Origin of the sequence: Nesterenkonia natronophila, from assembly GCF_003595215.1 — a bacterium.
Taxonomy (GTDB): Bacteria; Actinomycetota; Actinomycetes; order Actinomycetales; family Micrococcaceae; genus Nesterenkonia; species Nesterenkonia natronophila.
This window is the reverse complement of record NZ_QYZP01000001.1, coordinates 58826-84493: the sequence shown is the minus strand read 5'-3', so window position 1 is coordinate 84493 and position 25668 is coordinate 58826. Positions and strand designations below refer to the sequence as shown.

21 protein-coding genes are annotated in these 25668 nt (G+C 62.5%); 8 read left to right on the top strand and 13 right to left on the bottom strand.

The features are described 5' to 3' along the window. Positions 1-135: 135 nt before the first annotated feature. Positions 136-1725 (top strand): SDR family oxidoreductase, encoded by a 1590-nt coding sequence (locus D3250_RS00425; protein WP_225973057.1) that lies wholly within the window; start codon positions 136-138, stop codon positions 1723-1725. Beyond that, a complete protein-coding gene (locus D3250_RS00420; RefSeq protein ID WP_119901411.1) occupies positions 1722-3116 on the top strand; it encodes a cryptochrome/photolyase family protein in 1395 nt (464 codons plus the stop codon). The genes D3250_RS00425 and D3250_RS00420 overlap by 4 nt, the downstream gene beginning before the upstream one ends. 20 nt (positions 3117-3136) lie before the next feature. Here the strand turns inward: D3250_RS00420 and D3250_RS00415 are convergent, their stop codons facing one another. The 3 genes from D3250_RS00415 to D3250_RS00405 form a co-directional block, all read right to left on the bottom strand. Further along, complete coding sequence (locus D3250_RS00415; protein WP_119901410.1) at positions 3137-4000, bottom strand: NAD(P)H-binding protein; 864 nt, start codon at positions 3998-4000, stop codon at positions 3137-3139. 212 nt (positions 4001-4212) lie between these two features. After that, positions 4213-5004, bottom strand: coding sequence for a rhomboid family intramembrane serine protease (locus D3250_RS00410; protein ID WP_119901409.1), 792 nt, complete (start codon positions 5002-5004; stop codon positions 4213-4215). A 77-nt stretch (positions 5005-5081) separates the two neighbouring features. Next, positions 5082-5627 (bottom strand): peptidylprolyl isomerase, encoded by a 546-nt coding sequence (locus tag D3250_RS00405; RefSeq protein ID WP_119901408.1) that lies wholly within the window; start codon positions 5625-5627, stop codon positions 5082-5084. Between the two features lie 59 nt (positions 5628-5686). On the opposite strand from D3250_RS00405, the gene D3250_RS00400 reads away from it, so the two are divergent. Together D3250_RS00400 and D3250_RS00395 are read left to right on the top strand one after the other, a co-directional pair. After that, positions 5687-6460 carry a hypothetical protein gene (locus D3250_RS00400; protein WP_119901407.1) on the top strand — a complete coding sequence of 258 codons (774 nt, stop codon included), beginning with the start codon at positions 5687-5689 and terminating at the stop codon, positions 6458-6460. A gap of 246 nt (positions 6461-6706) precedes the next feature. Further along, on the top strand, positions 6707-9976 hold the full coding sequence (locus D3250_RS00395) for a S41 family peptidase (protein ID WP_119901406.1): 3270 nt from the start codon (positions 6707-6709) through the stop codon (positions 9974-9976). Between the two features lie 3 nt (positions 9977-9979). Here the strand turns inward: D3250_RS00395 and D3250_RS00390 are convergent, their stop codons facing one another. Next, the gene (locus tag D3250_RS00390) at positions 9980-10279 is read right to left on the bottom strand and encodes a cell division protein CrgA (RefSeq protein WP_225973056.1); all 300 of its coding nucleotides are present in this window, start codon (positions 10277-10279) and stop codon (positions 9980-9982) included. Between the two features lie 81 nt (positions 10280-10360). On the opposite strand from D3250_RS00390, the gene D3250_RS00385 reads away from it, so the two are divergent. From D3250_RS00385 to D3250_RS00380, 3 genes are read left to right on the top strand one after another with little or no spacing between them, the layout of a single operon-like run. Further along, on the top strand, positions 10361-11221 hold the full coding sequence (locus tag D3250_RS00385; protein WP_119901404.1) for a class E sortase: 861 nt from the start codon (positions 10361-10363) through the stop codon (positions 11219-11221). After that, complete coding sequence (locus tag D3250_RS11825; RefSeq protein ID WP_192892536.1) at positions 11221-11385, top strand: hypothetical protein; 165 nt, start codon at positions 11221-11223, stop codon at positions 11383-11385. Before D3250_RS00385 ends, D3250_RS11825 begins: the two co-directional genes overlap by 1 nt. A gap of 9 nt (positions 11386-11394) precedes the next feature. Beyond that, positions 11395-12024, top strand: coding sequence for an anthranilate synthase component II (locus D3250_RS00380; protein WP_119901403.1), 630 nt, complete (start codon positions 11395-11397; stop codon positions 12022-12024). Between the two features lie 19 nt (positions 12025-12043). Here the strand turns inward: D3250_RS00380 and D3250_RS00375 are convergent, their stop codons facing one another. Genes D3250_RS00375 through D3250_RS00325 form a run of 9 tightly spaced genes read right to left on the bottom strand, consistent with a single transcriptional unit; the run spans position 12044 to position 24009 of the window. Further along, on the bottom strand, positions 12044-12805 hold the full coding sequence (locus tag D3250_RS00375) for a type 1 glutamine amidotransferase (RefSeq protein ID WP_119901402.1): 762 nt from the start codon (positions 12803-12805) through the stop codon (positions 12044-12046). After that, complete coding sequence (locus D3250_RS00370) at positions 12805-14097, bottom strand: Mur ligase family protein (protein ID WP_119901401.1); 1293 nt, start codon at positions 14095-14097, stop codon at positions 12805-12807. Before D3250_RS00370 ends, D3250_RS00375 begins: the two co-directional genes overlap by 1 nt. A 9-nt stretch (positions 14098-14106) precedes the next feature. Then, positions 14107-16380 carry a protein kinase domain-containing protein gene (locus D3250_RS11745; protein WP_158583027.1) on the bottom strand — a complete coding sequence of 758 codons (2274 nt, stop codon included), beginning with the start codon at positions 16378-16380 and terminating at the stop codon, positions 14107-14109. After that, positions 16377-18224 carry a protein kinase domain-containing protein gene (locus tag D3250_RS00350; protein WP_119901400.1) on the bottom strand — a complete coding sequence of 616 codons (1848 nt, stop codon included), beginning with the start codon at positions 18222-18224 and terminating at the stop codon, positions 16377-16379. The genes D3250_RS11745 and D3250_RS00350 overlap by 4 nt, the downstream gene beginning before the upstream one ends. Next, positions 18221-19681: a penicillin-binding transpeptidase domain-containing protein gene (locus D3250_RS00345; RefSeq protein ID WP_119901399.1), complete on the bottom strand. Its 1461-nt coding sequence runs from the start codon at positions 19679-19681 to the stop codon at positions 18221-18223. Before D3250_RS00345 ends, D3250_RS00350 begins: the two co-directional genes overlap by 4 nt. Beyond that, positions 19682-21151 carry an FtsW/RodA/SpoVE family cell cycle protein gene (locus tag D3250_RS00340; protein WP_119901398.1) on the bottom strand — a complete coding sequence of 490 codons (1470 nt, stop codon included), beginning with the start codon at positions 21149-21151 and terminating at the stop codon, positions 19682-19684. Then, positions 21148-22710, bottom strand: coding sequence for a PP2C family protein-serine/threonine phosphatase (locus D3250_RS00335; protein ID WP_119901397.1), 1563 nt, complete (start codon positions 22708-22710; stop codon positions 21148-21150). The genes D3250_RS00340 and D3250_RS00335 overlap by 4 nt, the downstream gene beginning before the upstream one ends. A gap of 7 nt (positions 22711-22717) precedes the next feature. Beyond that, positions 22718-23218, bottom strand: coding sequence for an FHA domain-containing protein FhaB/FipA (locus D3250_RS00330; protein WP_119901396.1), 501 nt, complete (start codon positions 23216-23218; stop codon positions 22718-22720). A gap of 14 nt (positions 23219-23232) precedes the next feature. Then, on the bottom strand, positions 23233-24009 hold the full coding sequence (locus D3250_RS00325) for an FHA domain-containing protein (RefSeq protein ID WP_119901395.1): 777 nt from the start codon (positions 24007-24009) through the stop codon (positions 23233-23235). A 342-nt stretch (positions 24010-24351) separates the two neighbouring features. Between D3250_RS00325 and D3250_RS00320 the strand changes: the two genes are divergently transcribed. Continuing rightward, positions 24352-25668 carry an ABC transporter substrate-binding protein gene (locus D3250_RS00320; RefSeq protein ID WP_225973055.1) on the top strand — a complete coding sequence of 439 codons (1317 nt, stop codon included), beginning with the start codon at positions 24352-24354 and terminating at the stop codon, positions 25666-25668.

The following is a 25668-nucleotide window of genomic DNA, read 5'->3' as shown; positions in this document are numbered from 1 at the left end:
CCAGGAACGCTCGATTTGCCTGTGAGACGATAACCTCATTGGCCCGTAGGCTGAAAACGTTCCGGGAACCGACTCGCGGCATCAACCACTTGGTGATGCTGGTGCCTACGGGCACCGACGCGTGGGAGGTTTGCAGTGGATCAGTCTCAACAATCGAATGCACGTCAGGACCGGTTGGGAAAAGAGAAGATCCAACCCAGCGCGCATCCGAAGAAGGTCCTGGTGCTGGGCGCGACCGGATACATCGGGGGCCGCCTAGTTCCCCGACTCCTACAGGCAGGGCACGAGGTCCGCGCTGCGGCCCGGTCAGTGACCAAGATGCAGCACGCTCCTTGGGGGGATCAGGTCGAGATCCATTATGTGGATCTCGAGGACAACACGGGCCTGGATGGAGCCATGCACGGCGTTGATGTGGTCTACCTGCTGGTGCACGCCATGGGCGGCGGAGGCGACTTCGAGGAGCGTGAAGCGGAGTCCGCTCGCCAAATCGCCGCTGCCGCTGAGCGGGAAGGCGTTTCCCGCATCATCTATTTGGGGGGCCTGCACCCGGAAGGTGTGAAGCTCTCCCCACATATGCGGTCACGGGCCGAGGTGGCCAGGATCCTGCTCGAGAGCCCGGTCAACACGGTGGCATTCCAGGCGGGAATCATCATTGGTTCCGGATCCGCGTCCTTTGAGATGATCCGACATCTTGCACTCGCCCTCCGTGTGATGCCCGCACCTGACTGGGTGGAGAACAGGGTAGAACCGGTGGCTATTCGTGACGTCCTGCACTATCTGCTCGCCGCCGCTGATGCGACTGAGGACATCAACCAAATACTGGACATCGGCTCCGGGGAGACAATGAAGTACTCGGAAGTCATGAAGGAGTTCGCCGCCATCGCGGGCTTGAAGCCCCGAAAGGTACTCGCGTTGCCGCTTCCGGCGGCCACGCTCTCCGGCATCTGGGTTGGTCTTGTCACACCTCTGCCCATGACGCTCACTATTCCGCTGGTACGGTCACTTCAGAACGACGCCGTCACCAACAGCAGAGAAGTAGATCGATACATCCCTCAGCCGCCAGCTGGGCTGCTCAATTACCGTGAGGCTGTGACATTAGCATTGCGTCGCGAGCACGAGGGTGAGGTGGATACTAATTGGGACGCCGATATGGGTCCCCTGGATCAATCTGCAGGGTCCCTCCCCTCTGACCCGGAATGGGCAGGACTTGCCCGATTTGAGGACGCCCGCAGTACAGAGACGGACCAGGTCAGCAGTGAAGCATTGTGGGAAGTCATTGAAGGAATCGGCGGCGCCAACGGGTGGCACTCCTGGCCGCTGGCCTGGAAAGTGCGCGGGGTGTGGGACAAGTTGGTCGGCGGAGCCGGGTTGAATCGGGGACGTCGTCTGCCGGACACGCTCAGAGTCGGAGACCCAGTGGACTGGTGGCGTGTGGAGAAACTGGAACCGGGACATCGTCTGCTGCTGCGTGCGGAGATGAAGGTTGCCGGCCATGCCTGGTTGGAATTCACCGTGGAAGAACTCGAGCCCGGCAAACCCAACGGCACCGTTCGGCTCACTCAACGGGCAGTGTTCTACGCGCAGAATCTCCGAGGCCGCCTGTACTGGAGATCTATGGCCCCATTCCACCGGTCCATTTTCCCCACCATGCTGGAGAACATCATCGAAGAGGCACGGAATGCTGAGTCAAGGGCGTCCTCCGGCACTGCAGAGGGAGCCCGATGAGCCGGACCATCCATTGGTTCAGGGATGATCTCCGTGTATGGGACAACCCCTCGCTGCGTGCCGCGCGAGACCGCGCCAAAGACCCTGGTGATGTTCTGGGAGTGTACATCCTGGACGAACACTCAACCGGCATCCGACCCCTTGGCGGAGCGGCCAAATGGTGGCTCCATGAGGCATTGAACTCTCTGCGGGAAGAGCTCGGCGATCGCGGCATTCCACTCCTGATCCGAAGTGGAGATCCACAGACCCTGCTCCCGGCGCTAGTGGCTGACACAAAGGCGGATCGGGTGCATTGGTCGCGTCGCTACGGGGGTCCCGAGCGTGAACTCGACGCCGGTTTGAAGCAGCGCCTAGCGGATCAAGGAACCGCGGCCCACAGTTTCGCGGCGACACTGCTGGGGGAACCATGGACCATCCAAACCACCACTGGAGGACCATACAAAGTCTTCACCCCCTTCTGGAGAGCACTCAGCGCTCGAGACATTGCAGAACCCCAGGATGCCCCTGCGGCACTGGGGGATCTCTCCAGCGCCTCAGCCAGGCTCACCGAACTAGGGGTCCCCATCGGGGACGTTGAAAGTCTTGCGCTGCGTCCCACCGCGCCGAATTGGGCTCGAGACTGGCACGAGATCTGGGACCCAACAGAGACTGGGGCACACCGCCGGCTGAAGACGTTCGTCGAGGAGGAGGCGGATAGTTACCACGAGCACGGGCAGTACCCGGACGCGACTGCGACGTCGCGAGTCTCGCCCTATCTGCGCTTCGGACAGCTGAGTCCTCAGCAGGTCTGGGATGCTGCTGGCGGGATCACTCACGCCGAGAGTAAGACCAGGTTCCGCACTCAATTGGGCTGGAGGGACTTCAGCTGGCACCTTCTGTACCACTTCCCCGAGCTGCCGACGGTCAATATGCGCGCCGAATTCGACAGCTACCCCTGGAAGGGGCAGCAAGATGACCCCGAGACATTCCGGGCCTGGACGGCCGGTCGCACCGGATTTCCGCTGGCCGATGCCGGGCTCCGAGAACTCTGGGCGACCGGAAACATGCACAATCGCGTACGTATGGTGACCGCGAGCCTCCTGGTGAAGAACCTGGGCATCGATTGGCGGGCCGGTGAAGCCTGGTTCTGGGACACGCTCGTGGACGCCGACGCCGCATCCAATCCTGTCAACTGGCAGTGGGTGGCAGGCTGCGGCGCCGACGCTGCACCGTACTTCAGGATCTTCAACCCCGAACGCCAGCAGAAGCGGTTCGACCCCGACTTTCGCTATGTTCGCACGTGGATTCCCGAGTATGGAACCGAGGACTATCCCGAACCGTTGGTCGACCTTCAGGAATCGCGGCAGAATGCCCTAGCCGACTACGCCACTATCACCGGTAAGAACACATAGCAGGTCTGCCTGCGGTCTGATCAGCCCCTGGCTTCCACCAGCGCCGCGTAGCCCTCACGATACGTAGGGAACTGCAGGGGGTGCTCCCCCAGAAAGCGCTGCAGGGCGGTGCCGTCAAGCGTCTTTCCATGGGGTCGACCCGAGCCTGAATCTTCCGGCACAGGAACATTCAGTAGCCCGGCTACAAACTCCACTACCCTGCCCAGGGGGGCCGGTTCGGTGTCCACTCCGTGCAGCAAGGCAGGGGCATCCTCGGTTTCAAGCAGTCGCACAATGACAGCTGAGAGATCGTCACGGTGAATGCGATTGGTGATGCGCTGGTGGTCAACCGGGCTCCCACGCAACACCTGGTCGATTGTCCGAGTGCGCCCCGGACCATAAATGCCCGCAGCGCGGAGCACTGTCACCGCCTCAAAAATTTCCTGCACATCCCGTTCAGCTGCCAACAGCACCTTTCCTGTGGCGCGTTCGGGGCGCGGTTCGGTCTTCTCGGTGACCACCTGGCCATCGTGCTCCCCAAGCGCGCCCGTCGAAGACACCAGCACCACCCGTTCTGGGGCCTCAGGCAAAGCCTTCGCCAACCCGCGAAGAGTCTGCCGGTAGGCGCGCTCATAACCTGCGGCGTCGTAGGTGTCGGCAGTCAGCGCGATCACCACAGCGTGCACTGCGGGAAGCTGCTTAGTCCCAGGGTCAGCTAAGTCCATGCCAATCACCGGGAATGGCACTCGAGCTGTCTGCGGATTGCGCCGGACCCCGGTCACCCGATGACCGGACCGGGTCAGCAGCTGGCCCACATGAGCACCTAAGTCACCACATCCTGCAAGCAGCACGTGGTTGCCTTCAGGCGGGGATGGGCGCGTGTGTGCAGAAGGTGACGATGACATGGTGCCAGCCTAGACCGTCGCCCTGAAAGAGTTATCCACAGCAGTTATCCACAGTGTGGACAAACTACACCGGTGTAACTTTTCAGAACGAGGAGTGAACGCTCCTTGTGAGAAGCACACACGGCCACCGCCAAGGCGCGGGGCTGGAAGTTACCCACATGCTTATGTGACATCTGGGGAATGCGGAGGTGCTGGCACGGCCAGTGTGGGGCTTACATGGGGAAGGGTACGAGTTGGACCCCCACCGCAGTAAGCATCAGTAGGACAGTGGCCAACCCTGTCAGTCCCACCGCCGTCCACAGGGTGCGGTTCTTTCGGGGTGCCTTGGCAATGATTAGTGCGACGAGCGCACCTGTCAGCAGACCACCCAGATGACCCTGCCAGGAGATGTTGGGAACTAGGAAACTCACCGCCATGTTGATGCCCACCAAGGCGACGATGCCCCCAGTTTGGGAGCCGGAGGACCGCATTAGGATGAACAGGGCGCCGAACAGGCCGAATACCGCGCCGGAGGCCCCCACGGTTGGCCCGAAAGGGTGAGTGAGGCCGAACACAGAGCTCATCAATATGGCCAGAGATCCGCCCCAGGCTGACAGGACCAACAGGGCGATGAAGCGCCAACGGCCGATCTCAGGTTCCATCGCTCGGCCGACGAACCACAGGGCGAGCATGTTGAAGGCGATATGCATGGCATTTCCCGGATGATGCAGAACGGCGGAGGTCAACATCCGCCATGGCTCGAACATCGGATACCAGGTGGAGGTATATGCCGGAGCATAGGCCCACAGGTCCGTCAGATCAGGTAGCGCGCTGAGCAGCTGGCCGGCAGACACCGGCAAGATCTGGACGAGGTAGACCAGCACGCAGATTGCGATGACTGAGTACGTGACGGTGGGCCGTCCCGAGGCGGCACGCCCCCCAAAGATCGTCCGCGGGGTGGGCCTGCGGCGGCGTGCCTCATCAAGACACACTGGGCACTGAAAGCCCACCGGAGCTTCTACCATGCAGGCAGAACAAAGAGGCCTATCGCAGCGCTGGCACTGCACATAGGCCTCTTTGTTCTGATGTTTGAAACAGGTGTTCAGAGTGTGGCTACTTCGACGGACTCGATCACGACGTCCTCCTTGGGGCGATCACGCATGTCGGTGGAGACGGAGTTGAGCTCATCCACCACCTTGCGGCTTTCTGCGTCGCGCACCTCACCGAAGATGCTGTGCTTGCCCTGCAGCCAGGTGGTGGCTACGGAGGTGATGAAGAACTGGGAACCGTTGGTGCCCTTGCCGTTCTGGGTTCCGGCATTGGCCATAGCCAGCTTGTACGGCTCAGTGAAGTCCAGTTCAGGATGGATCTCGTCGTCGAACTGGTACCCCGGTCCGCCCACTCCCAGGCCTAACGGATCGCCGCCCTGGATCATGAAATCCTTGATGATCCGGTGGAATACCGTACCGTCGTAAAGTGGGGTGCCCGTCTGGTCCTCACCAGTCTCTGGGTGCTTCCACGGTTTGTCACCGGTGGCCAGCCCCACGAAGTTCTCCACCGTCACCGGGGCATGGTGACCGAAGAGTTCGACAACAATGTTGCCGGCGTTGGTCTTGATGGTCGCTTTATGGGTAGCAATAGCAGTCATAGGGGCTATTGTTCCATGTAGGCTAAGGAGAGCAACCCATCCTGATTCGGAGGACATGCATGTTCGGTAAGAAGAAGAAACCGAGCCACAGCTGGGGGCACACAGTGCTCGCCGGAATTGAGACTGCTCAGGAGTGGGCCGCGCCGAAAGTTGGTTCGGCCGCTGACTGGGCGGAGGACACCTACCGCAAGAGTGCTCCGAAGGTACAGGGTGCCTCGACGAAAGCTCTTCACGCGGTGAATGACGGTGCGGCTGTGGCTGGTTCCAAGATCAAAGAATTTTCATCCCAGGCCGGTGACGGTATCGCGGCTCAGTATGCCAAGCTGCCGCCGAAGGCCAAGAAGGAAGTCCAGAGGGTGGTCGCCAAATACGACGACGCCAAGGCTGACTTCACCAAGAACACCCTGCCCGCAGCCTCGGCCAAACTGGGAGGCTACGCGGACCAGACCGCCAAGCTGATCCACAAGGCACAGGTCGACCCGCGGGTTGAGGCGGCACTTGTCAAGGCCACCGGGGACAAGAACATCGTTAAGAAGCTGCGGAAGAACTCTGAGCGGGCCGCGAAAGCTGCGGCCAAGGAGCTGAAGAAGCAGCAGAAGACGAAGTCCCGAAAGAAGGGACTCTTGGTCTTCGGTGCCGTAACTGCTGGAGTGACTGCCGCAGTAGCTGCCTGGAGGGCGTCCCAGCCGGTTGAGGACCCCTGGAAGAAGCCAGAGCCCGTGTCTTCGGCAAAGGTTCCGGCTGATTCGCCCAAGCCAGCGGCTCAGGCGGAGACCAACACGGACGCCAAGCCCGCAAGCTCGGAGGTCCCGTCGCCCAAGCCTGCTGCCTGAGGCTGAACGACTCACTTCTTCAGGAGGGTCTCACACCTATAGGTGTGGGGCCCTCTTTCGTGAGTGGAGGGGCGGAACGGGTGGCACAGTGTGGGACTGATCTGAGCGAGCCTCCCGGCCCTCATTGAGAAATCGGGACGCTGTAGGAGGCTGCCATCGCAACATGGCGCTGATACGCACGGACGCGGGAGTCTTTGCAGGGGTGTTTGCGGGGATGGCGGAGGTCCTGCTGTGTAGGCTGAGCGGATGAGTTCCGGAGCATATCTGCGATACCCCCACCTGCATGGCGACCACATCACTTTCACTGCCGCGGACGACGTGTGGCTGGCGCGCGCTGACGGTGGCCGAGCGTGGCGCCTGACCCGCGACGCCGCACCCGTTAAGCATCCTCGCATCTCCCCAGATGGCACCGAGGTCCTCTTCATCTCCACACGGGACGGTCACCACGAAGTCTATGCGGTCGGTGTGGACTCCGGTGAGGTTCGGCGCCTGACCTGGTGGGGCAACCGACGGACCACGATCCTGGAGTGGGCCGCTGATGGCCGCCTCCTGGTGTCCACCAATGCCGGTCAGGTCCACCGCGACCAGGTGGTCCGCGCCTTGTCGCTCAACGGGGAGTGGGAACGTCTCAGCTACGGGTCGGCGACTGGCTTGGCCCTCGCGAGCTCCGGCGCCGTTGCTCTGACTACCCCGGAGTACCGCACACCCGCCCACTGGAAGCGGTACCGTGGCGGTACAGCGCCCAAACTCTGGTTGGACGCGAAGGGCAAAGGTGCTTGGACGCAGCTGCTGGAGAATGAGACCGCTGGAATCGTGGACCCCATGTGGATCGGAGACACCCTGGTCTTCGTCTCCGACCGGGCCGCCAGCTTCCCCAAGAGCGCCACTATGCAGGCCAACCTCTGGAGCTGGGAGAAGCCCGCCACCAACAAGCAGAAGACCCTTAAGCAGTTGACGTTCCAGGATGAGGCGACCGGGTACGTCCGGGACGCCACCAGCGATGGCACCCGCATCACTTGGCACAGCCGCGGTGAGATCTGGGTCAAAGACAGTATCGACGCCTCGGCCCGTCGCCTTGAGGTCACTCTCCCCGGCACCGCACCGGCGCCGCTGACCCTGCAGCCGACCGAGAACCTCGACCGTCTCATTCCAGATAATGGCGCAGACGGAAGCCTGGTCTCCTGGCGGGGCAAAACGTTCTGGCTGACCCACCGAGAAGGCCCGGGCCGTGCCCTGGCTGCTGACTCAGGGGTTCGCACCCGAGAGCCGATCCTCCTGGGCAACACCGGTCGGGCGGCAGTAGTCACGGATGCTGCGGGCGAGGACAGCCTGGAGATCCATACACTGGACGGATCAGCAGCACCAGAGCGGATTCTGACCGGTGACCTGGGCCGCGTGCTGCACATGGCCTCCGACCCCGCCGGGGAACGGCTGGCCGTGCTCTCCCACGATGGCTGGGTCCGCCTGGTGAACCTCGAATCAAAACGGGCGCTGCGTGCAGCTGTCCCAGCAGCGCGACGCGTCCTGCGATCCACCTGCGGGGAGCCGAAGTCACCGTCCTTCTCACCGGACGGGCGGTACCTGCTGTGGTCTCACCCCACCACCGGGGAAAGTCAGATCCACCGGTTGATGGTGCTCGACACCCAAGGCGACCATGATCCTGTGGCGCTGACAGACGACCGTTTCCACGATTTCTCACCCGCGTTCACCCGGGACGGCAAATACATCGCCTTCTTGTCCAACCGTACATTTGACCCGCACTACGACACGCATGAGTTCTCGTTGTCGTTTTCCGGGGCCACACGTCCCTGGCTGCTCCCGCTCTCTGCCTCGGAGCCACCACCATTCGGCCCCAGCTCCCAGGGGTGGCGGCTCTCATCGAGTCCCGAAAATGCCGACGGTGCCAAGGCGGAGACCCCAAGTCGGGAAAAGATCCCGGCGAGTCCGGATGTCGACGCCGAACGTGCCGAAGAGCGAGTCATCCCGTTCCCCGTCCCTTCTGCTACATATCGCGATCTACGTCCGGCCAAAGGCGCCCTGCTGTGGGTCACGGTTCCCCAGGAGACCGGCGAGCTGGGATCCCGCCGGGCAGGAGTGCCCGGTGAGCAGCCAGCTGAGCAGCTCGTCCGCTGGGACTTCGAGGAGCGTAAGACCACCGTCATCGTGGATAAACTCACCGACTACGCGGTCTCAGGGGATGGGGAAAGGATCGTGCTGCGGCATGAGAACACCGTCACCGTTCAGCCATCCACCAAGAAGGTCGAGGACGACGACGCCGACCGGGTCACCGTTGACCTCTCCCGCCTCCGCTTCCAGCTGGACCAGCAGGCCGAATGGAGACAGATGTTCGAAGAGGCCTGCCGACTGATGACGCAACAGTTCTGGCGCGCCGATATGGACGGAGTGGACTGGGAGTCCGTGGTGGGGCGCTACCGACCGCTGGTGGACAAGGCACGCACCAAGGACGACGTCGTCGACATCCTTTGGGAGACCGTGGGCGAGCTCAATACGTCGCACGCCTATGTGATCGACCAGGGCCCGCCCCGCGGCGAGGACCAAAAACTGGGACTGCTGGGGGCTGATCTCTCACCGGCCGATCAAGGGTGGCGCATCGATCGGATACTGCCCAGCGAATCCTCCGAGCCGCAGGCGCGCTCGCCGCTTCACGCAGCTGGAGTGAATGCGGAACCAGGAGACCTCATCACCGAAGTCGATGGTCAGCCGGTTGACCGCGTCATTGGTCCCGCCAAGCACCTGGCAGGCTCAGCCGATAAGCCTGTGGAGCTCACCCTGTTGCGGGGTGGCCAAAGTCGACGCGTGGTGGTCCTTCCGCTGTCGGATGAGTCCGAGCTTCGCTACCAGGACTGGGTGCGGTCTCGCCGGGAGTACATCGCGAAGAAGACCAACGGGCGGCTGGGATACCTTCACGTCCCGGATATGGTCGCCTCTGGATGGGCGCAGCTGCACCGGGATCTGCGACTTGCCACCAGGGGAGAGGGACTGATTGCCGATGTTCGCTACAACGGCGGTGGGCACACCTCTCAGTTGGTGATCGCGCGGCTCGCCCAACGGGTCGTGGCGTGGGCTCGGGCACGCCACGAGGCAGAGGCGATGGCGTACCCCGACGGGGCCCCACGGGGGCCTGTAGTGCTGGTGGCCAATGAGAACTCCGGTTCGGATGGTGACATCGTCAACGCCGTGGCACAGGCGATGGATCTCGGCCCTGTGGTCGGCACGCGCACGTGGGGTGGAGTCATCGGCATCGACGGGCGGTTCGACCTGGTGGACGGCACCGCCGTCACTCAGCCCAAGTACGCGTTCTGGATCGAAGGTGAGGGCTGGGATGTCGAGAACTACGGTGTGGACCCCGACATTGAGGTGGTCCACAAGCCGGGACAGCTCTTCAGTGACGAAGACCCGCAACTGGATCGCGCTATCGCGGAGGCTTATGCACAGCTGGAGACCAAACCGGCGGCAGCACCTCCGGCACTGCCTGAGCCCAAGGTGAGGAGCTGAGTCTCAACGCCAGCGCATGGTCATGAAAAACCCGACCATGGCTATAGAGAAACCGATTATGATATTCCATCCTCCGGCGGCGTTGATCGGAAGTGCCCCAGAGGTGACATACCAGATGATCAGCCATAACAGACCGACGATCATCAGGCCGAACATCGTCACCCGGTACCAGGCCGGCAGGGACTCATCCTCGCCGTCGAGACCCTCAACACTGAACTGTTCCGCACTGTTCAACGGGGACTTCGGATCGTTCAACTGCTGATCGCCGGCGTTGCGGTTCTTCCGGCGTCGGGACTCGGGCACGGGTAACTCCTGGATATTAGGTACTCTATGAGTGTCTGACTTTCTCCGCGCTATTCTACGCAAAGCGAGCAAGGGACCACGATGACGTTGGCAGGACCCCGGCATGCCGACCCGGCACAGTGGACGGAACGTCAACCTCCGGCGCGTCGGCCTCGTCGCTCCCTGGGATCCAAAATTCTTGGCTGGTTCGGGGAGCTGCTTATTACTTTGGGCGTGCTGGGTCTGCTCTTCATCGTGTGGGAACTGTGGTGGACCGGCATCGAGGCTGAAGCGGACCGGCAGGATTCCTTGGAGGAGTTCTACGCCGACATGTCGGCACAGCCCCAGGCGGCAGAAGCTGACGACGCTGAACCGGCCGGTTTCGAGGCGTGCTACACCTTGGAGGACGGCACGGACATCGGATGCGCTGATCACATGCGCAGCCAAACGGGTCCGGGGGACATCATGGGCACGGTCTATGCGCCGCGGCTGGGTGAGCAATGGGCGGCACCGATCAGACACGGCACCAGCTCCGAGCAGATTGACCGGGGTGGGGTCGGGCACTACACGGAGACCCAGTGGCCGGACGAAGCGGGAAACTTCGCACTGGCCGGTCACCGCAACACCAATGCATCTATGCTCGGCAACCAGGATGACCTGCAGTCGGGGGACCCCATCTACGTGGTCTCCTATGACGGCATCTATGTCTACGAGGTTCGAGAGCGTCACGTGGTGGATCCGAGTCAGGGGGAGGTGTTGGCCCCCGTGCCGAACGACCCGGGCGGAGAGGCCGAGGTCGGTGTGCTGACCTTCACCACCTGCCACCCCATGTACTCAAACCGCGAGCGGCTCATCCACCACGCTGAGATAGTCGACTTTGTGCCGGTCGGTGGAGCAGCGCCGGAGGATTTGGTCCACCACCAGCCGGTTGCGGATATGTTCGACGCCGGAGGTGCTGACTGATGTACGCCTGGTTCTTCCGCAAGGTGCTCCCCGGTCCGCTCTGGCTCCGGATCCTCACCACCGTGTTTCTGCTCGCGGCGGTGGTCTACGGTCTGATGGAATTCGTCTTCCCCTGGTTGAGCGACTACAGCCCATTGGGTGAAGTGACTCTGGATGACGGATAATGGAGCGCTATGACTCGTATTTTGGTCGTCGACAACTACGACAGCTTTGTCTACACGCTTGTGGGATACCTGCGTGAGCTCGGCGCTGAGACCACTGTGATCCGCAATGACGACCTCACCCTCAAAGAAGTCACCGAGCTGGCCGCAGAGCACGACGGAGTGCTGATCTCTCCAGGTCCAGGGACCCCTGCGGACGCGGGGTTCACCGTCGAGCTGATCCGGTGGTGTGGTGAGGCCCGATCTCCCATGCTGGGTGTTTGTCTGGGCCACCAGGGCCTGGGTGAGGCGTTCGGCGCGACAGTGACGCACGCCGATAAGTTGATGCACGGAAAGACCTCTCCGGTCACTCATACCGGGCACGAGTCCTTCGCCGGGCTCCCGGAGACCTTCGAGGCTACGCGCTACCACTCATTGGCTGTACGCCCGGATACGGTACCGGATGTCCTGGAGGTCACGGCTACGACTGCCGATGGTGTCATCATGGCCTTCGCCCACCGCAGCGCGCCGTTGTGGGGACTGCAGTATCACCCGGAGTCAGTGCTGACGGAGGGCGGCTACCGGATGTTGGGCAACTGGTTGGAATCTCTTGGCATGCAGGGTGCTGCAGAGAAGGCTGCTGACCTCAATCCCATCCGCTGACCACATTGCACCCCGCTGCTCAGCGAGGCCGAGCGGAAGCAGCTTCCCGGGCCAGTTCAGTCAGCCTCTGCAGCGTCTCCGGAGATGACTGGGGGGCTTTCAGGGGGCCGAGACCCTCTCCGAACTTTCGCTCCACGGCGGTACCGATGAGAAAGTCGGCGATGGCCGGGTTCTTCGGCAGAAGGGCCCCGTGCAGGTAGCTGCCGAGCACGTTGCGGAACCGCGCGCCTTCGTGACTGTCCCGCTGATTGTTGCCCTCACCGACCACCACCTCTGCCAGTGCCGTGGCGGTTGGCCCTAGGTAGGTCTGTCCGGAGTGGTTTTCGTAGCCGATGATCCGCCCGAAGTCTGCGGATTCTGAGACCACATTGCCGATCAGCCGGTTGTCCGTGCCGTACGTTTCCACATCAAGCACTCCGATTCCCGAGATTCGTGAACCATCCCGGGTTTCAAAGAAGTGTCCGAAGAGCTGATACAGCCCGCACACCATCAGCATCGGTGTGTGCTCTTCGGCTAGCGATCGCAGGCGGTCGCCGAGACCCAGGAGGTCCTGTTGAATGCGGTCCTGTCCGGAGTCCTGCCCGCCTCCTCCGATCAGGATGTCCGGTGCCTCTGGGAATTCGTCACCGGGGTTGTAGGAGAGCATCACGGGTGTGAAGCCATGCCACTGGATCCGCCGCATGAGAACCAGGGCGTTGCCGTAGTCGCCGTAGATGTTCATGTCTCGCGGATAGAGTTGCAGAACGCGAATCTGCTTATCTGCTGGTGCATGCTGTGTCATCAGTTGAAAGCCTCCACCTCGGTGTAGGTGCCAAGGTGTTGGCGCAGGGCGAGCATGGCGGTGTACGTGCAGAAGATTCGTTTCGGGGTGTCCGGGTGCGCGGCCAGAAACTCATCCAGTGCCTTCGCGAGCTCCGGCTCGACTGCGGCGATGCTGACTTCGTCGTAGGTGAGCCGTAGGGCCATGTCATAGGTACGGACTCCGGAGACCATCGCGACGCCGCCCTCGGCTAATGAGTCGAAACCAACATCCCACAGCCAGCTCATATCTCGTCCGTCTGCGTAATTGTCGTTGATGGCTATCATGGTGGCGACGCCCTCGGCAGAGAAGCTTGAAAGTCCCAAGCGAAAGCCGGAGGGGTTCTTCACAAGGACGAGGTCCAGCGGTTGACCCCGCACCGTGAGAGACTCCCCACGTCCGAACGCCGGGGATGCTCTGCGCAGCGAGTCCAGCAGCGCATCGCGGTCAACCGTCTCCCCCAAGACCATCCTCACCAGGGCCAGAGCGGCAGCAGCGTTGTAGATGTTGTAGGCACCATTGACCGTGAGGTCGGTGGTGATCTCCTCGCCCCCGATGCGGAAGGTACCCTGCTGGTTACCGAGTCCAGTCAGCAGCACATCAGCCTCTGGCCGGGTGGCCTCGTCTTTGGCAGCGACGCCGTGCAGCTCGTCGTCAGAGGGAAAATGGGCGCGCAGCTCAGCTGCCAGGCCGAAGTAGCGCACCTTCTGCGAGCCTAGGGAGTCAGCGATCGCAGCGATGCGGGAGTCTTCGCGGTTGAGCACCACACCCTCTGAGGTGTGCTCCGCGATGGTCCGCAGCAGTGCTGCGGTGGAGTCGATCTCCCCAAATCGGTCCAGCTGATCACGCATCACATTCAGTAGGAGCGAATACTGTGGGTTAACGGCCCGCACGAAGTGCACAGCGTGAGCCTCATCCAATTCCAGGACTGCGATGTCTGCCTCGAGTTTGCCGGTGGGACTGATCTCTCCGAGCATGGAGGCGACCACCCCTCGGGTGAAGTTGGAACCTGAGCGGTTGGTGAACACGCGCAGGCCCTGGCCGCGGAGCAGCTCCACCACCATCTTGGTGGTCGTTGTTTTGCCGTTGGTTCCCGAGACTACGACGACGCCGCGGGGCAGCTGGGCCAGCACCGCAGCGAGGAAACTGGGGTCGAGACGCTCAACGACCAACCCCGGGAACGCCGAACCGGACCCCCCGCGGACTCTGGTCAGGGCACGCGCTGTCTTCCCCACAGCAATAGTGGCGGGCCGGGGCAAGCGCAGACGGGTCATCGCCAAAGATCACTCCTCGTCATCATCGTTGCCGTTGCCATTGTCGTTACTGTTCCCACCGTTGCCGTTGTTGTTGCCGTTCCCGCCATTGCCATTGTTTCCACCGTTGCTGTTCCCCGGAGAGTCATCTTCGGTTTCGGCTTCGTCGTCCTCGTCTGCGGCGGAGTCATCTTCGGCTTCGTCGTCATCGTCATCTTCGGTAGTGCCCGGCTCATCGTCATCGTCATCGTCATCATCGTCGTCGTCGTCGTCATCTTCGGTAGTGCCCGGCTCATCGTCATCGTCGTCGCGGTCATCGTCGTCGTCATCATCATCCGGCCCGGGTCCAGAGTCCTGTTGAGGCGGAGGTGATGGAACGGTCCCGGCGACTATCTGGATGAGGGCGTCGTTGGGTATGGAATCCCCTCCGGAGACCTGCTCACCGTTGACCTCGTAACCGAGCAGCTCACCGCTGCCGCTGATCTCATTGGTCTCGACCCAGCGGGGCTCCGGGGTGAGTTGGAAACCCTCCGAGGTGAGGAACTGCTCACCGAGGCTGCGGTGCTGTCCCACGTAGTTTTCAATGGCTCCCGGGAGCTGAACTTCACCGGTAGAGACGGTCAGGTCCACCTCTGAGCCGGCGTCTACGGAGGTGCCGGATTCAGGGTCGGTGCTGGTCACCTCACCCTCTGGGGCCTCCGGGTGGTTCTCTTCGGTGACAGTGCCGACCTCTAGGCCGGCCTCCTCGAGCATGTTGCGCGCAGTCTCCTCCTGCTCGCCGACCAGCCCGTCTGGGACCTCCGTTTCGCCTGCGCCTTCTGAAATGTAGAGCATCACGTCGCTGCCGCTCTCGACCTCGGTCCCCTCCTCAGGGTCCGTCCGGATGGCCAGATCAGCCTCGACCTCAGAACTGGATTCGGTCGCGGTCTCCGGGCTCAGGCCAGCATCGGTGAGCTCCTCCACCGCCTCATCCTCAGGCATGCCCTCCACAGCGGGCACGGGCACCATGTCGTCCCCATCACCCACGCCGCCGAACATTTGCGACAGCACAAAAGTTGTCCCCGCCAAGAGGGCCAGCGCCAGCAGGACCAGCAGCACATAGAGGCCCGCGCGGTTGGGCCGTTTTCGGGGCTGGCCGTACTCCTGATAGTCCTGGTAGTCGGGGTCCTCTGGAGTGCGGGCTGACATCGGAACCGCACCAGCGGGCGAGACAACGTCGTCGAACCCGGAGGCCCCCACTGCTGCGAGCTGTGTGGTGGCGACCTCGTCCACCGGGACTCCATGCAGCGCCTCCTTGAGCGCCTCATTGAACTCGTCTGCCGTTTGGAAACGCAGCGCCGGGTCTTTGATCAGCGCTTTCGACACCACTGTCTCCATGGCGGGGGAGACATGAGGGTTGAAGTCAGAGACCGCGGGAGGCTGCTCACGGACATGCTGATAGGCCACGGATACGGGCGACTCCCCGGTGAATGGGGGACGATTAGTCAGCAGTTCGAACAGAACGCAGCCTGCCGAGTAGAGATCGCTGCGATGATCTACCACTTCACCGCGCGCCTGCTCGGGCGAGAGGTACTGGGCGGTGCCGACCACAGCGGAGGTCTGGGTCATAGTCTGTGCGGAGTCGGCCAGGGCTCGAGCGATCCCGAAGTCCATTACCTTCACATCACCGCTGTGGGAGACCATCACATTGGAGGGTTTGATGTCCCGGTGAACAATGCCCCGCGTATGAGAGTAGCTCAGGGCTGCGAGGATCCCTGACATGTAGCTCGCAGCCTCCTGGTCGCTCAGGGGCCTATTGAGGGCAGTGTCGATCTTCTTGAGGAGGGGCTCGTTGACCTGTGACACCACCTGGGTCGCGTCAGGATCGGTCACCCCGAGGACGTCCGAATCAGTTCGTGTGACTCCGCCGGTGGACTCGGCAGGCTCGGGAGGCTGTGGCGGGCCGTCTGCCTCCTCCTGGGAGGCTTCACCCCGGCTGCCGTGGAGTATGTGCCGGAGGGTCACCCCTTTGACGAACTCCATAACAATGTAAGGCGTCTTGGTGTCGCCACCGTTTTCGGGGATGTGGGTAGAGCCGGTGTCGTAGACCCCCACGACATTTGGGTGGTTCAGTGAGGCCGAGGACTGGGCTTCGCGCTTGAACCTGGTCTGGAACATCGGGTCACGTGCCAGATCGGGCCGCAGCATTTTCACCGCAACATCCCGTTCCAGAGAGAGATCATAGCTGCGGTAGACATCTGCCATGCCGCCGCGCCCGATCAGCGCCTCGATCCGGTAGCGGCCGTTGAGCACTCGCTCGGTCATCGGTCATCTCCTGGGGCGACGTGGTTGAGTTGCGAGGACCTTCCGGCGCTGGACTGCGGGCCGGAGGACACAGTATGCCCCATGAGCTTCACACCGGTGGAGCTGGATTCGATGCTTGGGGACCTCTGAGTCTCCGTGGGAGCCTCTGGTGTCCCTGCAGCGTCGGTGTCGTCCTCCGTGGGTTGCGGCTCCTGTTCTGGTTCGGGGCTCGGGGTGGATTCCGGTTCGGGCTGCGTCTCCGGCTCCGGTTCTGTTTCGGGCTCCGGCTCCGGGGCGTCATTGTCATTCTCAGGCGGGACGGGGCGGGGAGACGGTTGGGGCGGTGCCTGGGTGGTCGCAGGCGGCGGTGCCGGTGCCTGGGTGGTGGCAGGCGGCGGTGGGGGGTCAGCCGCGTAGAAGAGTGTGACGGTGGTGTTGACAGGCAGGCTGCCGGCGGGCGTGACACCGGTGACCGTTCTGGAGGGCTGGTCTGACATCACTTGTTCGGCGTCCACCTGCAGTCCGGCGTCTTCGAGAAGACTTTGAACCTCTCCCACGTCGCGACCGAGCAGCTCGTCCTCATCAACTTCGACCAGTTCGGCTTCCGCGGTGGCGGTTTCGGTCGCGTATTCGGTCACAAAGTGGGTGGGGGTTGGTGAGGCGCCTCCGGGCTCGTCGTCGTTCGCGGCCATCATCGGCAGCACCCAGGCGCCGAACACGGCGATAAGCACCAGGATAATGAGCGTCAGTGTGGGCCAGCGCCACCGCGAGGCGATGCTCGACCGTTTGTCGTCAGGTGCGATGCGTCGGGCGTCAGGAGGACTCGGAAGGCCTGCAGCCTGCGCTTGCGCGGTGGCTGGCAGAGAAGCCTGCGCCTCGGCGGGCTGTTCTGGCGTGGCGGCGGTCAGGACTGCCGTGCTCTCCTGCTGTGCCGTGTCGATGCCGGCAGCCCCGCCTGTCACGGGCAGCAGCTGCGTATCGTCGTCGTCTCCGGTCCCCTGGAGATGGTTTTCAAGGGCAGGGACTGCTGCCAGCGCCGCCGCAGTGTCTCTGCGCAGGAGGGCCTCGGCAGCGTCAGCCATCTTGCTGGCGTTGGGCGGACGCTGATCGGTGTCTTTGGACAGCATGCACATAATCAGCGCGCGCACCTGTGCAGGGATATCGTCGGGCAGCGGCGGGGGCGGATCGTTGACCTGCTTGAGCGCGATTGCGATCTGCGACTCGCCGGTGAAGGGACGGTGACCGACTAGTGCCTCATAGCCGATCACCCCCAGAGCGTAGATGTCGGAGGAGCCGGTGGCGTGCTGACCCGTGGCCTGTTCCGGTGAGAGGTACTGGACAGTGCCCATCACCTGTCCGGTTGCGGTCAGCGGCACCTGGTCGGCCAGGCGCGCAATTCCAAAGTCGGTGATCTTCACTCGACGCGTCGGGGTGACCAACAGGTTGCCAGGCTTGACGTCACGGTGAACCAGACCCTGATCGTGGGCTACCTGGAGCGCTCGGCCGGTCTGGGCCATGATCGAGAGCACCTTCTCCCACGGCAGGGTCTTTTCCTTCTCCAGGATCACGCTCAGCGGGCGGCCCGGCACCAGCTCCATCACGAGGTAGCCCGACCCTGCCTGTTCGCCATAGTCGTAGATGTCGGCAATACCCGGGTGGTTCAACAGCGCGGTGTGGCGAGCTTCGGCTCGGAACCGACGGAGGAATGCCTCATCGCCGGTGTACTCCTCTTTGAGAATTTTGATCGCGACTGTGCGGCCGAGGACTGTGTCGTCGGCCTTCCACACCTCTCCCATACCACCGATGGCGATACGTTCGGTGAGTTTGTAGCGGTCACCCATGGTGAGTCCCACTGCGGGTCTCATTCGTCAATCACCGCCTCCAGCATAGTGAGCATCTGAGGTCCAGTGAGTTCAGGGCCGACGTTGAAGTCGACCTCTTCATAGACCACGGTGACCGCGTATTCAGGATCGTCAGCCGGAGCAAACCCGGTAATCCAGGAATTGTAGGTCTCCGGAGATGTCCCGCGCTCCGCAGTGCCGGTTTTGGCCGCTACCTGGAATCGCCCGGAGTCAGCCCGCCAGCCGGTTCCTTCTTCGACCACAGAGATCATCATCTCGTTCAGCTCATCCGCGACCGACTCATCCATGACCTCACTGAGCACCTCAGGTTCAGGATTGGAGAGAATCTGCAGATCGGAGCCCCGGACGGTGTCCACCATTTGGGGTTTCATCAGCGTGCCGCTGTTGCCGATGGCCGCAGCAGCCATGTTCATCTGGAGCGGAGTGGCCGTCACGCTTGCCTGGCCGATAGAGGCGTAGGCCAACTCTGCGTCAGAGGAGACTTCGGGGAAGCGTGAGGATTGCACGTAGACCGGAATGCGCATCGCCTCGTTCCAACCGTAGGCTTCTGCGGCCTCCAGCAGCGAGTCACCCCCGAGCTCTATGGCAGCCTCGGCGAAGGGCGTGTTGCAGGATTCCGCGAAGATCCAATTCAACTCTGCCTCACTGCGTTGTGCGCAGTTTCCGGCAACGAAGTTGGGCAGCGTCCGGTCAGACTGCGGTAATTCAAGCCGGGCCGGATTTTCCAGCTGGGTGTCAATCTCGTACTCTCCGGACTCCAACATAGCCAGTGCAGTCACCAGTTTGAAGGACGAGCCCGGGAAGATGGGCCGGTTCACAGCCACGTTGTAGTTCACGTGCAGGCCTGACTGATCCTCAAGCCGCTCCATGTTCTCCTGGTACTCAGTGCCGGAGTGTACTGCGAGCTCATTGGTGTCGTAGCTGGGCTTGGACATCATCGCTTTGACATCGCCGTTGTTAACATCGGTGACGATGATCGTCCCACGTTGATCATCCGGGATGAGATCGTAGGCCAACCGCTGCAGCTCGGGGTCCACGGTCAGCTCCACCTGCGCACCCATGACGGTGTCTCCGGTGATCAGGGCTGTGAACCGGTCGAAGAACTGCGAGTCCGAATGTCCGGAGATGTAATCGTTGAGTGCGCCCTCGATGCCTGACTGAGAGGGGCCACCCTGGACCACGGAGAAGTATCCGGTGAGATGACTGTAGAGCTCGGGGTCGTGGTAAACACGCTGGTAGTCGTATTGGCTGCTTTCGCTGGCTACAGATTCGGCTATCGGGCTTCCGTCCACCGTGATTGTTCCGCGCGGAGCGCCGGCGTCAGCAATGAACTGGCGGGAGTTGCGGTCGTCTGAGCCGAGATCATCGGCAAACACGACCTGCACCAGGGACAGGGCGGCGAACAGGGAGAGGAACAGGACGACGGAAACGACCCATGTGTGACGAATGGCGTTATTCACTCAGGACTCTCCTTCCTTGAGCGCCGGTGCCATCTGGGAGCCCTGTGATCCGGTGACCGGGTGTTGTTCGCCCGTGTTCCGACCTCGCAGCGGATCTTCCGTACCCGATGCTCCTTCCCCCGTGGTGTTGAGCATGGGGCCCACCACAATGGGGCGACGGGCGGCGTGGCTGATCAACAGCACAATTGCCACGATGAGCCAATTGGCCAACAGAGCAGAGCCTCCGGCGGCGAGGAACGGACTGACCAAGCCAGACATCGGGATCACCCGTGTGATACCCCCGACGACGACGAAGACCTGCAGAACCAGCACCATCGCCAGTCCCACAGCCAGCAGCTTGCCGAAATGGTCTCTGGTGCCCAGACCCGCACGCATGTACCGGGAGAACAGAATCAGATACAACACCAACATCGCGGAGAGTCCCAGGAAACCGAGCTCCTCCCCGAAGGCCACGATGATCATGTCGGAATTGGCCAGCGCAACGATCTGCGGAGAGCCTGAGCCTAGGCCGGTGCCGGTGAGCCCCCCGTGGGCCAGCCCGAAGAGACCCTGTACCAGCTGATGGGATCCGTAGAGCTGGTCGTAGATGTCTCGGTCGAACGCGTTGAGCCAGATGTCGAATCGATTTCGTGCGTGCCAAACGAACTGATAGGCCAGCACAGCGCCCACTGCCACGAAGACCACACCGATGGCGACCCAGGATATTCGCGAGGTCGCCACATAGATCACCGCGACGAACAGACCGAAGAACATCAGTGCGTTGCCGAGGTCGTTCTGCACAATGAGCACGCCCAGGGCGATCAGCCATGCCAGGAATAGGGGCCCGAGGTCCTGCAGCCGGGGGAATGTCAGGGGTCCCACTTTCCGGCCGGCGAGCAGAATGAGGTCGCGGTTATTTGCCAGGAATCCGGCGAAGAAGATGCCGAGGGTGATCTTGGCCAGTTCCCCCGGTTGGAAGCTCATGCCGCCGATGCGGATCCACACCTGAGCGCCCTGAATGTCCTGCCCAAGGCCAGGCACAATCGGCAGGAACAGCAGCAGGACACTGAGCGCCAGGGAGATGTAGGTCAGTTGCCGGAGTCTGCGGTGGTCCTTGAGGAGGACCAGCAGTGCAATGGCCGCCACCATGGAGATGGCAGTCCACATCAGCTGCCGCTCGGCTACTCCGTCGTACCGGTTCGTGAAGTCCAGCCGGTGGATCATGGCGATGCCCAGCCCATTGAGGGTGACCACTATCGGGAGAATGAAGGGGTCGGCGTACTTGGCCTTGAGGCGCAGAGCGATGTGGAAGGCCACGGCCAGAATCACCTGGAGCCCGCCTACTGCCCAGTAGCGCTGGTCGATGGTGTCTTCTAAGTTCAGGCCCACCAAAACCTGGGCTCCGATACCTATGGTCAGGGCGATAAGCAGCAGCAGCAGCTCAATGGTGCGCCGCGGCTTGGGGTGTCCCTCAAGATCCTTCGACCTCACTGTTCACCCCCGATGCCCTGCTCCAGATTCTCCACGATCTGTTCTGCGTGCCCCCTGTTCTCAGCGAAAATCCCTGACTCCACACGGTTGCGGTCGTACCGGGGGAGATCGTCCACACTGATCTCAGTGTGTTCATCCACCTCGGCCAGCGTGATGGGCCCCAGTGACTGCGATACGCCGCTGAAGATCGCCACCTGGCCGTCATCCTCGCCCACGTAGTACTGAGTTTGGGTCCAGACGTAACCCAAGAACGTGACGATGCCGACTAGGGTCACCAGCAGTGCCACAAAGGTAGGAAGAAACCATCGACGACCCCGTCGAGCGGCTCGGACAGTGGCAATTTCATCCTGGTCGAGCACGTATTCGGTCTCGTCACCGTCGAGCTCGGCACTCTGCGCTTGGGCCGGCTGGTGAGCTGATTCAGCGCTGTCTGCCGCTGCGGCGTCGTCATGAGCGGGTCGCTCTGCGGGGGACTCGCCCAGCATCTCGGAATAGGTGTGGCGCACCGGCTTGAGCGGCTGTCCGGTCAGCAGCGCTGCCATGGGATGTTCGTCGACGTTGCGAGGTACCACCGGGATGGTGCCGGTCTCGGCCGCTGCCACTGCTGCCCCGACAAGCGTGTGAGGACGTACACCTAGGGTGCGTTCGACCATGGAGGCTGAAAGGGGTGAAAGCTCTCCCTCCTTGGGGGAGAGGCCTTCCAGCGCGTCACGGTTGACCACCGGGATGACGTCCAGCTCTATGGTGTGCTGGCCCGCCTCGTCACCGAAACGGCCGGCGGAGGCCACAGCCTGTTCACTGAGCGGCACCGTGTCGGAGCTGGCCAGGTGCTCCTCCTCAGCTTTGACCACGTCTAGCGCGACGACGGTGACGTTGTCCGGGGCACCTCCCTCTAAGGTGAGGTCCACCAGGTCGTCGACGATCTTGTCCAGGGAGTCAGCGCTGCGCATCTTCTGTTCGATGAGCCGGTCGGAGACCACAGCGTTGAGCCCGTCGGAGCACAGCAGCCAGCGCTCGCCGGCCTCCAACGGGAAACTGGTGATATCCAGCTCCGGGGAGGCGTCGACGTCGCCGAGCACGCGCATCAGGACGTTCTTGTGGGGGTGGTATTCGGCGGCCGCGGGATCCAGCCGTCCCTCGTCAACCAAACGTTGGACGAATGTGTGGTCATGGCTCACTTGACGGAACCGGCGCTTTTTCAGTCGGTAGGCACGGGAGTCGCCGATGTGGGCGAACTGAAGCTTGTCGCCAGTGACCAGGCAGGCGGTGATGGTGGTGCCCATTCCGGAGAGCTTGGGATTGGTCTTCACCAGTTTGTTCAGGAAGGCGTTCGCCGTCTGGATCTCGTCCGGCAGCACCGTGTCCGGTTCGGCGAATCCGCGGGTGTCCAGATGGGCCAGGTCCAGCACGGTGGAGGCCGAGGCCACATCCCCGCCGGCGTGGCCGCCCATACCGTCGGCGACCACAGCAAAGTACCGTCCGGCGTATCCGGAGTCGTCGTTCTTGCTGCGGACGGCACCGGCGTCGGAGCGGGCTGCGAAGCGGAAGACCAGGCTCATTGCGGTCTCAGGTCCTCAGTTCCAGGACAGTCTTGCCGATACGGATGCGGTCCCCGGGCTCCACGGTGGTAGCGCGGGTGAGCTGCTCATCACCCAGCCATGTCCCATTGGTGGACCCGAGATCCTCCAGGAACCAGCGTGAGCCCTGGGGGAAAAGGCGAGCATGCTTGCCGGAGGAGTAATCGTCGTCGAGGACCACGGTGCATTCCTGAGCTCTGCCGAGCATGATCGGGATGGAGCCGAGTTCAATCTCAGTGCCCACCAATGGGCCTTCGGAGATTACCAGGCGCTTGGGTCGCGGCCGGGGCGTCTTTCCCGAATGGTGGACCGTGGCAGGTGTGCCATCGGCCTCTGTCACTGCGCTCGGCGCGTCAGTGCCCGGTGCACGGGTACGAGCACGCTTGGACACCATCATGTCGCGGCCCTGGGCGGCGATGATGGAGAGAATAAGAATCCAGAGCAGCAGCAGCAGGCCGAACTGGAGGACGGTGATGGCGAGTTCGCTCATGTCAGAAGGCGTCCTCAGCCAAGCCGGAAACGCATTCGCGCATTGCCAAGGGTGATCACTGCCCCATCGAACAGCTCGGCTTCAGTGCTGCGCAGCTCCTGACCGTCCACATACGCGCCATTGGTGGACCCGAGGTCGCGGGCAACCCAACGGTTGCCGCTGCTGGCAACCTCAAGGTGCTTCCTGGAGACTCCGGTGTCGGAGATAGTGATGTCCGCAGAGGATGAGCGACCGATCACGGTGGACTGTTCCTCGAGCGTGTAGCTGCGGCCATCGTGCTCCAGCGTGGCGAGTCCGCTCCGGGCTTCCAGAGTGTTGCGGGCCATCTGGGCCGGGAGCGCGGCAGTGGCCGCAGGACCGGAGGACGGCGCATGGGGCGGTCGGGGGACCCCTGCCTGAGGTTGGGGCGGGGAGGATTTTACGGTCCGGTCAGTCTGGGTCTCGATGCTCATCTGCCCGCGCCGCAGCTCTGTGTTCTTCACGAACGTGGCCTTCACCGGACCCAGAAGTGTGTAGCCCTGAGATTCTGCGTGGCGGATGATTTCATCGCAGAGTTCCTCGGCCAGGGCGGTGCCGTACTTCTTCGCCTCGGCGAAGTCGTGCTCGGAGAGGCGGATCTTATAAAGGTTGGGCGCCAGCGCGGCGCCGTGCTCAGCCGTTGACGACTCCCGGTCCATGTGGCGGCGTACTGCTGTAGCGATCTCCACGGGGCCGACGCTCCCTCCGCGTCCGGAGAAGGCACCCCGGACGACTCTCTCGATACTGCGCTCTAGTGTGTCGAGCAGTCCCACAGGCACCTCCTACAGGGTTTTGGTCTTAGGTGCGTCCGGCATATTGCAGGCGGACACACGGTGGGCAGTCTCGCGCAGAGTCTACTGTCTCACCCTGGGGGAAGCGCACCCAAACCCTCAAGCCAACAGAGAAAGTGGGCCCTCCCGGTACGCTCTCACGGGGTGCTTCTCGGGTCCTCGAAGGGGTGGCGCGGGTGTTGAGCAGACGGTGAGTCTTGTCACATGGAGAGCGCTGGTGTTACTCTCATCACGTCGTGAGAGCGCTCTCACAGATAAGAGAGCATCTGCGATATGTAGTGGAATCACCTCCACTGCTCACATCAGGAACCTTGAGGAGGAATTGTGAGCACCACAGATTTGACACACCCCCGGCGTCGCCGGTTGTCCCAGGCGGCGGCACTGGGTGCTGCCGCGACCCTAGTCCTCTCTGCCTGCGGTGGAGGCGCTGACGCGGATTCTGCAGACAATGACGCTGACGGCGACACCGAAGCCCCCGAGAGCCTCAGCGTCACCACATTCAATGAGTTCGGCTACGAGGAGCTCTTCGAAGATTATGAGGAGCAGACCGGTATACGGATCGAACACAACAAGGTCGACACTGCAGAGAATGCACGGGATTCCCTGCGAAACAGCTTGGGCGCAGGATCGGGCGCATCGGATATTGAGGCCGTTGAGTTGGACTGGCTGGTGGAGTTCATGCAGTACTCCGATCGGTTCGAAGACCTCGCCGACCCTGAGCTCGAGGACCGTTGGCTGGACTGGAAGTATGACGACGCCGTAGATGAGGAGGGGCGTCAGATTGGCTACGGCACCGATATTGGCCCTCAGGCGCTGTGCTACCGGGCGGATCTATTCGAGGAGGCCGGGCTGCCCACTGACCGGGACGACGTCGCTGAACTGCTGGAGGGTGAGTGGGAGAACTACTTCGACGCCGGCCGTGACTTTGTGGCCAGCTCAGACTCCGCCTGGTACTCCGGTTCGGACAACATTTGGCAGGGCATGATCAACCAGGTCGAGGTGCCATTTGAGACCGAAGATGGTGAGATCATCGCCGACACCAATTCGGAGGTGCAGGGTCTCTATGACCAGCTTCTGCAGGCCAGCGTTGAGGATGAGCTCTCCGCCGGCCTCTCCCAGTGGTCCGGTGACTGGAACGACGCCTTCCAGCGGGACGGATTCGCCACGATGCTCTGCCCGGGATGGATGCTCGGAGTCATTGAAGGCAATGCCGACGGAGTCGACGGCTGGGATGTGGCCGACGCCTTCCCAGGCGGCGGTGGCAACTGGGGCGGGTCCTACCTGACCGTCCCCACGCAGGGCGAGAACGTGGACGCCGCCAAGGAGCTGGCGGCCTGGCTCACCGCTCCGGAGCAACAGATCAGAGCTTTTGAGGCCATCGGCGCCTTCCCTTCCACAGTGGAGGCCCTGGAGTCCGAAGAGATTCAGTCGGCATCAGAGGAGTTCTTCAACGATGCTCCCGTCGGTGAGATCCTCGCCAACCGTGCTGAGGCCATTGAGGTGCAGCCCTTCAAAGGACCCAACTACCTGGTGATCAATGTGGCCATTCAAGACGCACTCAACCGCGTCGACGTTGACGGCATCGACGACCCCGAGACATCGTGGGACAAGTTCGTCAACGACGTTGAGGCTATGAAGTAA